The 14,496-nt window shown below is 59.0% G+C and carries 12 protein-coding genes; 3 read left to right on the top strand and 9 right to left on the bottom strand.

The genetic code is table 11. From position 1 onward, the window contains the following. Positions 1 to 12 precede the first annotated feature (12 nt). Positions 13 to 3,081 (bottom strand): DEAD/DEAH box helicase, encoded by a 3,069-nt coding sequence (locus MRY17_RS07385; RefSeq protein WP_243353508.1) that lies wholly within the window; start codon positions 3,079 to 3,081, stop codon positions 13 to 15. A gap of 114 nt (positions 3,082 to 3,195) precedes the next feature. Between MRY17_RS07385 and MRY17_RS07380 the strand changes: the two genes are divergently transcribed. Beyond that, positions 3,196 to 3,462, top strand: coding sequence for a hypothetical protein (locus MRY17_RS07380; protein ID WP_243353507.1), 267 nt, complete (start codon positions 3,196 to 3,198; stop codon positions 3,460 to 3,462). Here the strand turns inward: MRY17_RS07380 and nagZ are convergent. Beyond that, the gene (nagZ, locus tag MRY17_RS07375; protein ID WP_243353506.1) at positions 3,447 to 4,457 is read right to left on the bottom strand and encodes a beta-N-acetylhexosaminidase; all 1,011 of its coding nucleotides are present in this window, start codon (positions 4,455 to 4,457) and stop codon (positions 3,447 to 3,449) included. The two genes, MRY17_RS07380 and nagZ, sit on opposite strands and share 16 nt — an antisense overlap. A 135-nt stretch (positions 4,458 to 4,592) precedes the next feature. Beyond that, positions 4,593 to 5,300 carry a TetR/AcrR family transcriptional regulator gene (locus MRY17_RS07370; RefSeq protein ID WP_181282437.1) on the bottom strand — a complete coding sequence of 236 codons (708 nt, stop codon included), beginning with the start codon at positions 5,298 to 5,300 and terminating at the stop codon, positions 4,593 to 4,595. A gap of 263 nt (positions 5,301 to 5,563) precedes the next feature. On the opposite strand from MRY17_RS07370, the gene lexA reads away from it, so the two are divergent. Together lexA and sulA are read left to right on the top strand one after the other, a co-directional pair. Further along, positions 5,564 to 6,172 carry a transcriptional repressor LexA gene (lexA, locus tag MRY17_RS07365; RefSeq protein WP_017137423.1) on the top strand — a complete coding sequence of 203 codons (609 nt, stop codon included), beginning with the start codon at positions 5,564 to 5,566 and terminating at the stop codon, positions 6,170 to 6,172. Between the two features lie 10 nt (positions 6,173 to 6,182). Next, positions 6,183 to 6,656, top strand: coding sequence for an SOS-induced cell division inhibitor SulA (sulA, locus tag MRY17_RS07360; protein ID WP_065886339.1), 474 nt, complete (start codon positions 6,183 to 6,185; stop codon positions 6,654 to 6,656). Positions 6,657 to 6,679: 23 nt separating this feature from the next. On the opposite strand, the gene MRY17_RS07355 is transcribed toward sulA, so the two are convergent. The 6 genes from MRY17_RS07355 to fadB form a co-directional block, all read right to left on the bottom strand. Then, entirely contained in the window at positions 6,680 to 6,913 is a 234-nt protein-coding gene (locus MRY17_RS07355; RefSeq protein ID WP_124357516.1) for a hypothetical protein, read from the bottom strand. A gap of 63 nt (positions 6,914 to 6,976) precedes the next feature. After that, complete coding sequence (locus MRY17_RS07350) at positions 6,977 to 7,498, bottom strand: DUF6586 family protein (protein ID WP_181282435.1); 522 nt, start codon at positions 7,496 to 7,498, stop codon at positions 6,977 to 6,979. Positions 7,499 to 7,689: 191 nt separating this feature from the next. Further along, on the bottom strand, positions 7,690 to 10,311 hold the full coding sequence (gene topA / locus MRY17_RS07340; RefSeq protein WP_181282434.1) for a type I DNA topoisomerase: 2,622 nt from the start codon (positions 10,309 to 10,311) through the stop codon (positions 7,690 to 7,692). Between the two features lie 114 nt (positions 10,312 to 10,425). Then, positions 10,426 to 10,662 carry a DUF1653 domain-containing protein gene (locus MRY17_RS07335; RefSeq protein ID WP_181282433.1) on the bottom strand — a complete coding sequence of 79 codons (237 nt, stop codon included), beginning with the start codon at positions 10,660 to 10,662 and terminating at the stop codon, positions 10,426 to 10,428. 96 nt (positions 10,663 to 10,758) lie between these two features. Further along, a complete protein-coding gene (fadA, locus tag MRY17_RS07330; RefSeq protein ID WP_024074080.1) occupies positions 10,759 to 11,934 on the bottom strand; it encodes an acetyl-CoA C-acyltransferase FadA in 1,176 nt (391 codons plus the stop codon). A gap of 29 nt (positions 11,935 to 11,963) precedes the next feature. Then, the gene (gene fadB, locus MRY17_RS07325; protein WP_191951386.1) at positions 11,964 to 14,111 is read right to left on the bottom strand and encodes a fatty acid oxidation complex subunit alpha FadB; all 2,148 of its coding nucleotides are present in this window, start codon (positions 14,109 to 14,111) and stop codon (positions 11,964 to 11,966) included. Positions 14,112 to 14,496: the final 385 nt, after the last annotated feature.

Below are 14,496 nucleotides of genomic sequence, written 5' to 3'. Positions count from 1 at the left end.
GCGCCGCGGTCGTCAGCCAGGCAAAGGCGCAAACAGCGCTTCAATATCCCGCTGCTCCAGCTTCCAACCCGCACTGGCGCCACCTTCCAGCACCCCATCGGCCAATGCAGCCTTTTCCAACTGCAACGCCTGAATTTTTTCCTCCACCGTGCCCCGGGCAATCATCTTGTAGACGAACACCGGCTTGTCCTGCCCGATGCGATAGGCACGGTCGGTGGCCTGGCTTTCCACCGCCGGATTCCACCACGGATCGTAATGGATCACGGTATCCGCAGCGGTCAAGTTCAAGCCCGTCCCGCCCGCCTTCAGGCTGATCAGGAATAATGGTGTCTTGCCGTCCTGGAAGTTTTTCACGGGCGTACGCCGATCAAGGGTGTCACCCGTCAGGAGCGAGTACTCAACCCCGCGTTGTTTGAGCTCTTGTTCAATCAACGCAAGCATCGAGGTGAACTGCGAAAACAGCAGAACTCGCCGTCCTTCGCCGAGCAGCTCTTCAAGCATTTCCATCAAGCTAGCCAGCTTGCCAGTATCAGCCTTTGCAGCCTTGGTCGTCGGTGCCGATTTGACCAACCGCAGGTCACAGCACACCTGGCGTAGTTTGAGCAGGGCTTCAAGAATGATGATCTGGCTGCGGGCCACCCCGTGGCGACTGATTTCATCGCGAACCTTTTTATCCATGGCCACACGCACGGTTTCGTAGACATCCCGCTGTGCGTCGCTCAGCTCGACCCAATGCACGATTTCAGACTTGGGCGGTAACTCCGTGGCAACCTGCTCCTTTTTACGCCGTAATAGAAACGGCTTGATACGCGCAGTGAGGTGCTGCATACGCTGAGCGTTGCCGTGCTTCTCGATGGGCGTGCGGTAATCGCGATTGAAGGTCTTGCTATCCCCCAACCAACCCGGCAACAAGAAGTGAAACAATGACCACAACTCGCCCAGGTGGTTTTCCAACGGTGTACCGCTCAAGCACAAGCGCTGGCCAGCCTCCAACTGACGAGCAGCCTGGGCCGCCTTGCTGTTGGGGTTCTTGATATTTTGCGCTTCGTCAAGAATCAACACGCTCCAGCGCTGAGCCTGCAGGACTTCAAGGTCTCGCGGCAACAGTGCGTAGGTGGTGAGTACCAGGTCGTAATCGGTCAAGCTCGTGAAGTCAGCCTGACGGCGCGCGCCGTGCAGCGCCAGGGCTTTGAGCTGTGGCGTGAACCGTGCGGCTTCGTCCATCCAGTTCGGGATCAGGCTGGTTGGCATCACCGCAAGAGCGGGGGCCTGCAAGCGCCCGGCCTGTTTTTCACAGAGCAGGTGTGCAAGGGCTTGCAGGGTTTTGCCCAGGCCCATGTCATCTCCAAGAATCCCGCCCACCTGCAGCTCGCGCAGGGTTTGCATCCAGTTCAGACCCTCGAGCTGATAGCCGCGCAGTTCCGCGTTCAGGCCCTGAGGAGCCGGTACATGAACGTGTATGGATTCTTTAAGACGCTTGGCAAAATCACGCAGTCGCTCGCCGCCCTGCCAGACCAGAGGCAGTGCATCCAGGTTACTGAGCCTTGCCGCATCCGGCGCACTCAGCCGCAGTGCGTCGCCTTCAGGTGCGCGCAGGTAGAGTTCGCCGAGGGTCGCCATCAGAGGCTTGATACGACCGTAGGGCAGCGCAACTTTGGTATGAGTGCGCGGCCCTAAACTGACCAACACGCGCTCATCATCATCACGTTCGGCCATGTAGGTGGCGTCAAGCAGCTTGGGTTGACGCCGCATCAAGTCGAGCATGATGGGCAACAGGCTGTGCCGCTCGCCATTGACCTCAATGCCCAGCTCAAGGTCGAACCACTCGTGAGCGGATGACTCTTCAATGTCCGCGTACCAGCCGTCAACAGCCTCCACATTGTAATAAAATCCCGGATGAATGACGACGTCCCACCCTGCTTCACGCAGAACCGGCAGCTGGCTTTCAATAAAAGCCAGCCAGGCTTCATCGTTGGGTAGGTCGAACATCTCTCCTGCACCGACAGGCAGTGCACCGCTTTTGCGATTGACCGTTTTAAAGCCGATTTTCGTGAGCGTCTTGCGCAAGGCTTTTTCAGCCGCGGGCTTGCGTTGGATGCGTTGGGTTTCGGTGCCGTTGAGAACCAGGATGTCCTCAGTGCCCTTGCCGCTGACCTGGCTTGTGTCGTAACGAAAAGCCAGGGCGGCGCGGTGTTCCAGGGTGGGCATCCGCCGATAGTCGGCCTGGCTGTACACGTAGGATTCGTCGCTTCCCAATGTGAGACACCCTTGAGGCTCCAACGTATCCACGACGCGCTCGGTCAGCTCGTGCGGCGGAGGAATCGCCTTGGACGCCGCGCTGATGCGATGACTGAATAAGGCGACTTGATCAGCTGGAATCACCGGCAAGGCGCAAAGATGCATGGCCAGATTTTCATCCAACCCGTGCTCGACCACCCCGATCGTCATGTTATCGAGGTCAAGATAATGAAGCGGCTTGAGGGGTAGCACTTCGTCCAACTCGCGCTTGTCGCTGACCCAGCGGGGCAAATAATTGCCATCGGGCATCACGGCCCAATCAAAACGAGCGGCGCAGGCCGGGCCAGGGTTAAGCGCCAGTCCTGGGCTCAGCTCAAGAAACAAGCGCTGGGTTTTCAGCGCCAATTGGAGAATTTCGGCCCCCATCCCGCCGGCCAACTGAAAGCTGCTGCCATAGCTCCCATAAGACCGGCCCAGCATCAGCAGTCGACCAATCCGCGTATCCAGCTCATGCATATAGCCAGGGGCACGCCGCAATGTTTCGTCCATCGAATACAGCGGCTTGATATCGCTGTAGTCACCTTTTTTCGTCACGCGCGCCCGGTACACTTCCAATGACCAGCCATTGGAATACACATCGGGAGTGATTTGGTACAGCAAGCAGGTACCGGTATTCTTGGGCTGAGTCTCACCCTCCTGGCCGGGCTTGGGGATAGTCTCAAGCCAGCTTTCGAGCTGCGGGCTCAGGCGGTCAGCCACCTGCTTTTTCGGTTCGTTCAGCTCTTCATACAGCGCGGTCAACGTAAACAGGGCCGCAGCGGCGTGCTTGCAATTGATCGCCACAGGGCAAGAGCACACGCATCTGATGCCCGTCCAACGGGATGTGGCCCCCTCCAGAGTAATCGCCAGACTATAGACATTGCGGCCAGACCCCCTGCAATGTGCAATCAGTCTGTTATGTCCGAACTCTTTGATCTCAAGACGATTTTCGCCAGCATACTCAAACCCGCGCTCCAGCGAACGAGAGTCAAAGAACTCCTGCCAATCCAACTCAACGATACGTGCAATCAGGTCATTCATGGGACAGAACTCTACAGCGGTCAGCAACGGGTTTTAAAGCAGGGCAACTCTTACACTGCGGTAAGAGACAGCTACAGCCACATCCAGACGCTTCCTACACCAAGCCTCGTCAACAGCACAGGCGACGTTTATTCAATCAACTGAGCGTCTCGCAACGCTGTGAGGGCCGTCAGCCAGCGTGGATCCTGTTTGTAATCAGTCGATGCAACCGCCTGCCCACGCATACGCGCAATGCGCGCCGACGGTGTGACCCTCATTCGCTGCGCCGCGCTCAGCGCCAATTCGGCAGCCGCACGGTCGTTGCATACCAGCCCCATGTCACAACCCGCCGTCAGTGCCGCCTCGATACGACTGGCCGCATCGCCCACCACATGGGCACCGGCCATGGATAGGTCATCACTGAAGATCACCCCGTCGAACTGCAGCTCGTCGCGCAGGATCTCCTGCAACCAGCGGCGTGAGAAGCCGGCGGGCTGGCTGTCCACCTGCGGGTAGATCACATGCGCCGGCATCACGGCGGCCAACTGCTTGCTCAGGCGTGCGAACGGTACCAGGTCATTGGCGCGAATCTGTTCCAGGCTGCGCTCGTCATTGGGAATTGCAACATGGGAATCTGCCTCGGCCCAGCCATGACCGGGGAAGTGCTTGCCGGTGGCGGCCATGCCGGCGCTGTTCATTCCACGGATAAAAGCGCCGGCGAGCACGGCAGCGCGCTCGGGATCGCTTTCGAACGAACGGGTGCCGACCACGGCGCTGCGCTGGTAATCGAGGTCCAGCACCGGCGCGAAACTCAGGTCGAGGCCTACGGCCAGTACTTCGGTGGCCATGACCCAGCCACACTGTTCGGCCAGGTACTCGGCGTTGGGGTTGTCCGCCAGCGCGCGCATGGCCGGCAAGCGTACGAAGCCCTGGCGCAGGCGCTGCACGCGTCCGCCTTCCTGGTCGACCGCCAGCAGCAGGTCCGGGCGCACCGCACGAATTGCTGCGCTCAGCTCGCGGACCTGTCGTGGGTGCTCGATATTGCGCGCAAAAATGATCAGGCCGCCCACTTCAGGTTGGCGCAACAGATGGCGATCCTCGGCCGTCAGCCAGGTACCGGCCACGTCGACCATCAGAGAACCTTGCAGGGCAGCAGTCATAAACCTTCCTTAAATAACGCGCACAACCCGTCATTCCTACCAGGTACGGTAAGCAAAACGGGTTGCGCGTAAATAGCTGAAATCGGCATGGCGGCTAGCTTAGCGGATGCAAGCGGCCACGCACACCCGCAGCGGTCAAACCTTGGCGAGGGTGGGAGTGGATTTGCTGCGCGGGCGCAATTGGGCCACGGCCATGGCCTGATCGGTCACACCGGTTTCGGCGCGCATGCCTGCGGCCAGAAACGGCACCATCAGGCGCATCACCTGCTCAATGGACGTATTGACGCCGAAATCGGTCTCGGCAATCGCGCGCAACGCCTTGATCCCGGACATGCTGAAGGCGGCGGCGCCGAGCATGAAGTGCACGCGCCAGAACAGTTCGATCGGAGGAATACGCGGGGCGGCTTCATTGACCAGCAACATATAGCGGCGGAACACCTTGCCGTACATGTCTTCCAGGTAACGTCGCAAGTGGCCCTGGCTCTGGCTGAACGCCAGACCCAGCAGACGCATGAAGATAGACAGGTCGTTGCCGCTGCGCGGTTGGACCACCAGGGCTTGCTCAACCAGGATTTCCAGCAGCTCTTCCAGGCCCGGCTTGTTGTCGGCTTTGGCCTGGCGCCGTTCAAGTTCACGGTCAAGACTGGCGCAGAACGGCCCCAGAAAGCGCGAGAACACTGCCTGGATCAGGGCCTTTTTTGAGCCGAAATGATAGTTCACGGCGGCGAGGTTGACCCCAGCCTTGCTGGTGATCAGCCGCAATGAAGTTTCAGCAAATCCTTTTTCCGCGAACAACTGCTCGGCAGCATCGAGAATGCGTTCAACGGTTTCCGACTGGGCCATGGCTACTCCGCCTGACAAACACTTGTTTGAAACATACGTTTCAGGGTATGTCTTGTCAAGCCTGCGGAGCCGTTTTCCGGCCGGGCAGTCACCTGTTTCGTCGCTATTTAATCACATCCTCCACGGTCTGTAGGCAGCGCTGTCTTCGCCTCGCAGTGCAGGTGATGAATGACCGTCCAGCGGAGGCGCAGAAAAGGATGATTGCCAAGCGCGATTCACTGTATATAATCCCAGTCACTGTATAAAAAGACAGAGCGATCAACATGCTAAAACTGACGCCACGCCAAGCTGAGATTCTGGCTTTTATCAAGCGCTGCCTTGATGACAACGGTTACCCGCCGACACGCGCCGAAATTGCGCTGGAACTGGGTTTCAAGTCTCCCAACGCCGCTGAAGAACACCTCAAGGCCCTCGCCCGCAAAGGCGCGATCGAGATGACCCCAGGGGCTTCACGCGGCATTCGCATCCCTGGCTTCGAAGCCAAGGCCGACGAATCGACCCTGCCGATCATTGGTCGGGTAGCCGCCGGCGCGCCGATCCTGGCGCAACAGCACGTCGAGGAGTCCTGCAACATCAACCCGACCTTCTTCCATCCTCGCGCCGACTACCTGCTACGTGTGCACGGCATGAGTATGAAGGACGTAGGCATTTTCGACGGCGACCTGCTGGCCGTTCACACCACCCGCGAAGCCCGCAATGGCCAGATCGTCGTGGCCAGGATCGGCGATGAAGTCACCGTCAAACGCTTCAAGCGTGAAGGCAGCAAGGTCTGGCTTATGGCCGAGAACCCGGAGTTCGCGCCGATTGAAGTGAACCTCAAAGACCAGGACCTGGTGATCGAAGGCCTGAGTGTCGGCGTCATTCGCCGCTAAAGGAGACATCATGCAGCTCGTGCACACCCCACAACACACACAACTGTCGCTGTTCGAGGCCTTTATGGCGCAGCCCCTCGCGCCCATCCTCAAGGAAACGGTCGAAGCGCCCTGGAGCTGCGAACCCGAGGTATTCAGTGAATTGTCGTTGCGTGGTGCTGCCGGGAGCTGCTTGAGCCTGCTGGCGCCGATTCTGCGCGAACTCAGTGAGGAGCAGGATGCGCGCTGGTTGACGCTGATCGCCCCGCCCGCCAGCCTGACCCAGGCCTGGCTACGGGATGCCGGCCTCAACCGTGAACGGATTCTGTTGCTGCAACCGCGGGGCGCGCAAAGTGCTCAACAGTTGACCTGTGAAGCCTTGCGCCTTGGCCGTAGCCATACGGTGGTGAGCTGGCTGAACCCGTTGAACGCAACGGCCAAGCAGCAGTTGATCAGTGCCGCACACACAGGTGATGCGCAGAGTTTGAATATTCGACTGGGATAAGGAATGAGCGGGTGACACCGGGCTCAGTGAAGGACCTTTGGGCCATCTTCCTTTTCCGGCTCGCCTTCAGCCAAGCGACCGGCCATTTGCACCCCAACGCTCAACATGGCTTTAGCCACTTCCACATGCTGGCCTTGCAGGAACGCTTTTGCGTCTTCGGAGAAGTCCAGGGTGACCAGAGAACCTTCATCCTCAGCCCGGCGCAGCTCGATTCGGCCGTCAGGCAGTTCAACAATTTCCAGAAAGGACGTTGGCATAAAAGTCTGTTCTCCACGAAAGCGCGGGATTATATCAGTGTTGTCGTGTGCAGGCTTGCCCGCTCAGCACTCGTTCAGGCCTTCGCGAAAGCGCAATGCCAGCTTTTTCAGCTCCTGACGCCAGCTTTCCAGCTCTTCGCGGCTCAAAGGCTTGGGTTCATCCGCTTCCACTGCAACCGCCACGATCAATGGCTGCGTCACATCCCCCTTGGGTACATGGGGAACGCGGGGCGGCTGGAACATGTCGGCATGAGCCTTGAGCAGGCGTGCTACCCAACTGTCCGGGCTCTGGGCCATTTCCACCAGCTCGGCCAATTCCGGGATAGCCATGGTTTCCAGCACTTCCCGGGTCATGATCATTTCCGCCCGAGGCGAACCTGCCTGGGGCAGGCGGTAGAACCCGGCAATTTCATGGCATAGCCCCAGCAACGCGCCATACAGGTGAAACAGAGCGGCTTCACGCCCCGCCTGGACCAGCGCGATGGCATTCATCTCCTTCCCCACCTCGGCGCGGCCTAGGGCTTCCAGGGACAAACCCGCAAAATAAATTTTCTGATTGGTACGGGTATAGAGTTCGTTGGCCATGACGGCAATCTCCACAACGAATTAGGCGTGATGCTGGCTTGTAGGAGCGAGCTTGCTCGCGAAAAACTTTAGAGCACCACTGTGTATCAGATTTCTCGCGTCATCGTTAACGACCTTCGCGAGCAAGCTCGCTCCTACACCAAGAAAAGGCCGCCTATGAAGGCGGCCTTTGTATTTCCCGGATTACTCAATCAAGCGCCCTGGCGCTTGTCCTCGACCTTCCACTTGCCGCCTTCGTAGAACGCTTTCCAGCCAGTAGGCTTGCCGTCGACTTCGGTCTGCACGTACTGCTCCTTGGTCTTGCGGCTGTAGCGGATCACGGCTGGGCGACCATCCGGGTCCTTCTTCGGCGCTTCACACAGAAAGTGGTACTTGGGATCGATCTCGTCCTTGTGCGGCACGATCTCCAGCACCAGCGGCGCACGGGTCTCGCGGTTTTTCGGGAACTGGCTGGCGGCCAGGAACAAGCCCGAAGCGCCGTCGCGCAGGATATAGGTGTCGTTGACCTTCTCGCACTTGAGCTCGGGCATCTTCACCGGGTCCATCTTCGGCGGCGCCGCGTCACCGCTTTTCAGCAGTTTGCGGGTGTTCTTGCAGGTCGGGTTGGTGCAACCGAAGAACTTGCCGAAACGGCCGGTCTTGAGCTGCATTTCGCTGCCGCACTTGTCGCATTCCAGGCTCGGACCTTCGTAGCCCTTGATGCGGTAAGTGCCCTCTTCGATCTCGTAACCGTTGCAATCCGGGTTATTACCGCAGATGTGCAGCTTGTGCTTCTCGTCCAGCAGGTAGGCGTCCATCGCCGTGCTGCAGATCGGGCAACGGTGCTTGCCGCGCAGTACCAACGACTCCGATTCACCCTCGTCATCGGCGGCGATTTCATCACCCGGTACCAGGTTGACGGTGGCCTTGCAGCGCTCTTTGGGCGGCAGGCTATAGCCCGAGCAGCCCAGGAACACGCCGGTGGAGGCGGTACGGATTTGCATCGGCCGACCACACGTGGTGCACGGAATGTCAGTCATCACCGGCTGGTTGGCGCGCATGCCGCTCTCAGGGCTCTCGGCCACTTCGAGTTTCTTCTTGAAGTCGCCGTAGAACTCGTCCAGCACGTTTTTCCAGTCGCGTTCGCCCTGGGCGACGTCATCGAGGTTCTCTTCCATGCCGGCGGTGAAGCCGTAGTCCATCAGGTTGGAGAAGCTCTCGGACAGACGCTCGGTGACGATGTCGCCCATCTTTTCCGAATAGAAGCGACGGTTGTGCAGCGCCACGTAGCCACGGTCCTGAATCGTGGAGATGATCGCCGCATAGGTCGAAGGACGACCGATACCGCGTTTTTCCATCTCCTTGACCAGGCTGGCTTCCGAATAGCGCGCCGGCGGCTTGGTGAAGTGCTGGGACGGATCAAGCTTGATCAGCTTCAACGTATCGCCCTGCGCCATATCCGGCAGCACGTCGTCGTCGCCCGGCTTGGCGATTTGCGGCATCACGCGGGTGTAGCCGTCAAACTTGAGGATCCGGCCCTTGGCGCGCAGCTCAAAGTCGGAGGCTGCCACAGTGACGGTGGTGGACAGGTATTGCGCCGGCAGCATCTGGCAGGCCAGGAACTGGCGCCAGATCAGCTCGTAGAGGCGCTCGGCGTCACGCTCCATGCCGCTGAGCTTGCTGGGCTCGGTGTTGGCGTCGGAAGGACGAATCGCTTCGTGAGCCTCCTGTGCGCCTTCCTTGCTGCTGTAGACGTTGGGCTTTTCCGGCAGGTACTTCTTGCCGAATTCGCTTTCAATATAAGTGCGCGCCATCGCCACTGCGTCTTGCGACAGGTTGGTGGAGTCGGTACGCATGTAAGTGATGTAGCCGGCTTCGTACAGACGCTGAGCCATCATCATGGTTTTCTTCACACCAAAGCCCAGGCGGTTGCTTGCTGCCTGCTGCAGGGTGGAGGTGATGAACGGTGCCGACGGCTTGCTGCTGGTCGGCTTGTCTTCACGCTTGACGATGCTGTAGCTGGAGGCCTTGAGCTTTTCCAGCGCGGCCATGGCCTGGGCTTCATTCAGCGGCTTGAACGCCTCGCCGTTCTCGCGGGCCACTTCAAAGCGTACGTTGTTGCCCTTGGCAGTGCCGAGGTCAGCGTGGACTTCCCAATATTCTTCGGGGTTGAACGCACGAATCTCACGCTCACGCTCCACCACCAGCTTGACCGCAACCGATTGCACACGGCCGGCGGACAGGCCACGGGCGATTTTCGCCCACAGCAGTGGCGAGACCATGTAACCCACCACGCGATCGAGGAAACGCCGGGCCTGCTGGGCGTTGACACGGTCGATGTCCAGCTCGCCCGGTTTGGAGAAGGCTTCCTGGATGGCTTTCTTGGTGATTTCGTTGAACACCACGCGCTTGTAGCGGCTGTCGTCACCGCCGATGGCTTCGCGCAGGTGCCAGGCAATGGCTTCCCCCTCGCGGTCCAAGTCGGTTGCGAGATAGATGGTGTCAGCATCCTTGGCGAGCCGGCGCAGCTCCTCGATGACCTTTTCCTTGCCCGGAAGGATTTCATACTTGGCCTTCCAGCCATGATCCGGGTCCACACCCATGCGCGAGACCAACTGCTTGCGCGCTTTCTCTTTAGGCGTGAGTACCGGACCTTCGCCCGCAGCCGCCTTGCCGCGCTTGGCGGCTGGCTCCTTGCTGGCGCTAGCCGAACCGCTGGTGGGCAGGTCTCGGATATGGCCGATACTCGACTTCACCACGTACTCGTTGCCCAAGTACTTGTTGATGGTCTTGGCCTTAGCCGGGGATTCCACAATGACCAGCGATTTGCCCATGGATCGGAAAATTCCTGAATTCGAGAAGTGAAAGGCAGTTGGCGCCTGACGCGGCAACGCTATATATAGTGGCAACAAGGTGAGGTCAAGCGCAGCATTCTGCGCGACCGGCCGTTATTGCCCTGAAAAAAGACTGGGTTCGAGCTGCACCAAAGCAAAGCGCGGGACTTGCTCGCCGTCAACTTCGACGGTCTCCAGGAACATGCTCAAGGGGCGCACCCAAAAGCCGTATTCGCCATACAGGGCTTGGTAGAACACCACTTCTTCTTCGGTCTCGGAATGCCGCGCCACACTGAAAACGCGGTACTGCGGACCTTTATAATGCTGGTAGAGCCCTGGTTCGACTTTCATGCTCTGACCCTCTTACAAAATGTGTTGAAAAAAAATTAAAAAAATCCAAAAAACAAAAACCGGGGCACTGGGCCCCGGCTTCCATCAAGCGAACGGTTAAACGCGTTCGAAGACGGTGGAAATGCCTTGGCCGAGACCAATGCACATGGTTGCAACCCCAAGGTTGCCGCCATTTTGCTTCATCACGTTGAGCAATGTGCCGGAGATGCGTGCACCGGAGCAACCAAATGGGTGGCCCAGGGCAATCGCGCCGCCGTGCAGGTTAACCTTCTCATTCATCTTGTCGAGTACTTTCAGATCTTTCAGCACGGGCAGGGCCTGTGCGGCGAAAGCTTCGTTGAGCTCGAAGAAGTCGATATCGGAGATGGTCAAGCCCGCGCGCTTCAAGGCTTTTTGTGTGGCCGGTACCGGACCATAGCCCATGATCGCCGGGTCCACACCCGCCACCGCCATCGAACGAATCACCGCCAGCGGCTGGATACCCAGGTCCTGGGCACGCTGCGCCGACATCACGATCATGCACGAGGCACCGTCGGTGATTTGCGACGAAGTACCGGCTGTCACGGTGCCGCCCTTTGGATTGAACGCCGGCTTCAGAGCCGCCAGGCTTTCCAGGGTGGTGTCCGGACGAATGGTTTCGTCGTAGTCGAACAGTTTCAGGAAGCCGTTCTCGTCGTAGCCGTTCATCGGGATGATTTCATCCTTGAACTTGCCTTCCACGGTCGCCTTGTGGGCGAGTTGGTGGGAACGCAGGCCGAACGCGTCCTGGGCTTCACGGGTGATGCCGTGCATCTTGCCGAGCATTTCCGCAGTGAGCCCCATCATGCCCGAGGCTTTTGCCGCGTACAGCGACATGTGCGGGTTAGGGTCGACGCCGTGCATCATGCTGACGTGGCCCATGTGCTCCACGCCGCCGACCACGAACACATCGCCGTTACCGGTCATGATCGCTTGCGCAGCGGTGTGCAGCGCGCTCATCGACGAACCGCAGAGGCGGCTCACGGTCTGGCCGGCCGCGGTGTGCGGGATCTGGGTCATCAACGACGCCATGCGCGCGATATTCCAGCCCTGCTCCAGGGTCTGGTTCACACAGCCCCAGATCACGTCTTCGACTTCGTTCGGGTCGACCTTGACGTTGCGTTCCAGCAGTTTGCTGATCAGGTGCGCCGACATGTCTTCGGCGCGGGTGTTGCGGTGCATGCCGCCCTTGGAGCGGCCCATCGGCGTGCGACCGAAGTCGACAATCACGACGTCTCTTGGATTCAAGCTCATAAATATTCTCGCTCTAGTCGTCTGGGCACTTAACCGAAGAAGCTCTGGCCGTTCCTGGCCATTTCACGCAGCTTCGCGGTCGGGTGGTACAGCGGGCCCAAATCAGCGTATTTGTCAGCCAGGGCAACGAACTCGGCCACACCGATCGAATCGATGTAACGCAGCGCACCACCACGGAATGGAGGGAAACCGATACCGTACACCAGGCCCATGTCGGCTTCGGCGGCGGTCTCGACGATGCCGTCTTCCAGGCAACGCACGGTTTCCAGGCACAGGGCGATCATCATCCAGTTGATGATGTCTTCGTCTGACACCTCACGCTGTTCGTAGATGACCGGAGCCAGCACTTCGTGCACCGACGGGTCGGCCACTTTTTTCTGCTTGCCCTTCTTGTCGGCCTCGTAGGCGTAGAAACCCTTGCCGTTCTTCTGGCCCAGGCGCTTGGCGTCGTACAGCGCGTCGATCGCCGAGCGGCGGTCGTCCTTCATGCGGTCCGGGAAGCCTTCAGCCATCACGTCGCGACCGTGGTGGCCGGTGTCGATACCGACTACGTCCATCAGGTACGCAGGGCCCATTGGCCAGCCGAATTTCTCCATGACTTTGTCGATGCGCACGAAGTCCACACCGGCGCTGACCAGCTTGGCGAAACCGCCGAAATACGGGAACAGCACGCGGTTGACCAGAAAACCCGGGCAGTCGTTAACGACGATCGGGTTCTTGCCCATTTTCTTGGCGTAGGCAACGGTGGTGGCAATCGCCTCCTCGCTGGACTTCTCGCCACGAATCACTTCCACCAGCGGCATCATGTGCACCGGGTTGAAGAAGTGCATGCCGACGAAGTTTTCCGGACGCTTGAGGGCCTTGGCCAGCAGCGAGATGGAAATGGTCGAGGTGTTGGACGCCAGGATGGTGTCGTCCTTGACCTGGGCTTCAACTTCCGCGAGTACCGCCTGCTTGACCTTCGGGTTCTCGACAACCGCTTCGACCACCAGGTCGACGTGGCCGAAATCGCCGTAGGACAGCGTAGGACGAATGCCGTTGAGCACTTCAGCCATTTTCGCCGGGGTCATGCGACCTTTATCAACGCGGCCCACCAGCAGCTTGGCGGCTTCCGCCAAGCCCTGCTCGATACCGTGCTCGTTGATATCCTTCATCAGGATCGGCGTGCCTTTGGACGCCGACTGGTAAGCGATGCCGCCGCCCATGATACCGGCGCCGAGTACGGCAGCCTGTTTCACGTCGCGGGCGATTTCGTCGTAGGCCTTGGCCTTTTTCTTCAGCTCCTGATCGTTCAGGAACAGGCCGATCAGGCTTTGGGCAGCCGAGGTTTTCGCCAGTTTGACGAAGCCTGCCGCTTCCACTTCCAGGGCTTTGTCGCGACCGAAGTTCGCGGCTTTCTGGATGGTCTTGATCGCTTCAACCGGCGCCGGATAGTTCGGGCCGGCCTGGCCTGCCACGAAACCTTTGGCGGTTTCGAACGACATCATTTGTTCGATGGCGTTGAGCTTGAGTTTTTCCAGCTTCGGCTGACGCTTGGCCTTGTAGTCAAATTCGCCGCTGATGGCGCCCTTGATCAGGTTCAGCGCGGCTTCGGCCAGTTTGTCCGGAGCCACCACGGCATCGACGGCGCCGACTTTCAGCGCGTCTTCAGCACGGTTTTCCTTGCCGGCGGCGATCCATTCGATAGCGTTGTCGGCCCCGATCAGGCGCGGCAGGCGCACGGTGCCGCCGAAGCCCGGGTAGATGCCCAGTTTGACTTCAGGCAGGCCGATCTTGGCGGTTGCGGACATGACGCGGAAATCGGCCGCCAGGCACATTTCCAGGCCGCCGCCCAACGCGATGCCATTGATCGCGGCAACGGTCGGTACGTTGAGGTCTTCGAAATCGCTGAAAATCTTGTTGGCTTCGAGGTTGCCAGCCACCAGCTCGGCATCGGGCAGCTTGAAGTTGTCGACGAATTCGGTGATGTCCGCGCCGACGATAAATACGTCCTTGCCGCTGGAAACGATCACGCCTTTAATCGATGCATCTGCTTTGATGGTGTCTACGGCCTGACGCAATTCATTCAGGGTTAGACGGTTGAACTTATTGACGGACTCACCCTTGAGGTCGAACTTGAGCTCGACGATGCCACTTTCAAGAGCCTTAACCGTGATGGCTTTACCTTCGTAAATCATCAACTGATCTCCACGATATGGAAGCTGAACAGTACACACCGGACGCTGGCCTCTGGTTGGACATTGACAGCTGCATCAATGCTCACGCCAATCCGCCAGGCACACCCGCCAGTGCGATAGTCGGGGTTATGTCCGAGCTGTCTGTAGGACAAACGCTCAATTCATACGCCCGTTTGATTTGGGTACGCCACCTTCATCCAATTCCGGGCAATTGTCAATCGCTCCAAAGGCTAGGAAAAACGCGACTTTCCAGTCAGTTCAGAACCCGAAGCGCAGGATGGCAACCCGTCAATATTTGAATATTCACAGGATCAATAATAGGAAAGATATGGAAAACCGCTGTACAGAAAGGGATCGGTGGCTAGGCTCACCGCAACTTAAAGAT

Origin of the sequence: Pseudomonas orientalis (assembly GCF_022807995.1) — a bacterium.
GTDB classification, from domain to species: domain Bacteria; phylum Pseudomonadota; class Gammaproteobacteria; order Pseudomonadales; family Pseudomonadaceae; genus Aquipseudomonas; species Aquipseudomonas orientalis_B.
The sequence above is the reverse complement of the archived record's forward strand: the minus strand, read 5'-3'. Positions and strand labels throughout refer to the sequence as shown.

Bases quoted from the DNA above. Each gene is read 5' to 3' on its own strand.
- MRY17_RS07380 (WP_243353507.1), top strand. From the start codon at position 3,196: ATGTCCGAACTCTTTGATCTCAAGACGATTTTCGCCAGCATACTCAAA.
- nagZ (WP_243353506.1), bottom strand. From the start codon at position 4,457: ATGACTGCTGCCCTGCAAGGTTCTCTGATGGTCGACGTGGCCGGTACC.
- MRY17_RS07370 (WP_181282437.1), bottom strand. From the start codon at position 5,300: ATGGCCCAGTCGGAAACCGTTGAACGCATTCTCGATGCTGCCGAGCAG.
- lexA (WP_017137423.1), top strand. From the start codon at position 5,564: ATGCTAAAACTGACGCCACGCCAAGCTGAGATTCTGGCTTTTATCAAG.
- sulA (WP_065886339.1), top strand. From the start codon at position 6,183: ATGCAGCTCGTGCACACCCCACAACACACACAACTGTCGCTGTTCGAG.
- MRY17_RS07355 (WP_124357516.1), bottom strand. From the start codon at position 6,913: ATGCCAACGTCCTTTCTGGAAATTGTTGAACTGCCTGACGGCCGAATC.
- MRY17_RS07350 (WP_181282435.1), bottom strand. From the start codon at position 7,498: ATGGCCAACGAACTCTATACCCGTACCAATCAGAAAATTTATTTTGCG.
- topA (WP_181282434.1), bottom strand. From the start codon at position 10,311: ATGGGCAAATCGCTGGTCATTGTGGAATCCCCGGCTAAGGCCAAGACC.
- MRY17_RS07335 (WP_181282433.1), bottom strand. From the start codon at position 10,662: ATGAAAGTCGAACCAGGGCTCTACCAGCATTATAAAGGTCCGCAGTAC.
- fadA (WP_024074080.1), bottom strand. From the start codon at position 11,934: ATGAGCTTGAATCCAAGAGACGTCGTGATTGTCGACTTCGGTCGCACG.
- fadB (WP_191951386.1), bottom strand. From the start codon at position 14,111: ATGATTTACGAAGGTAAAGCCATCACGGTTAAGGCTCTTGAAAGTGGC.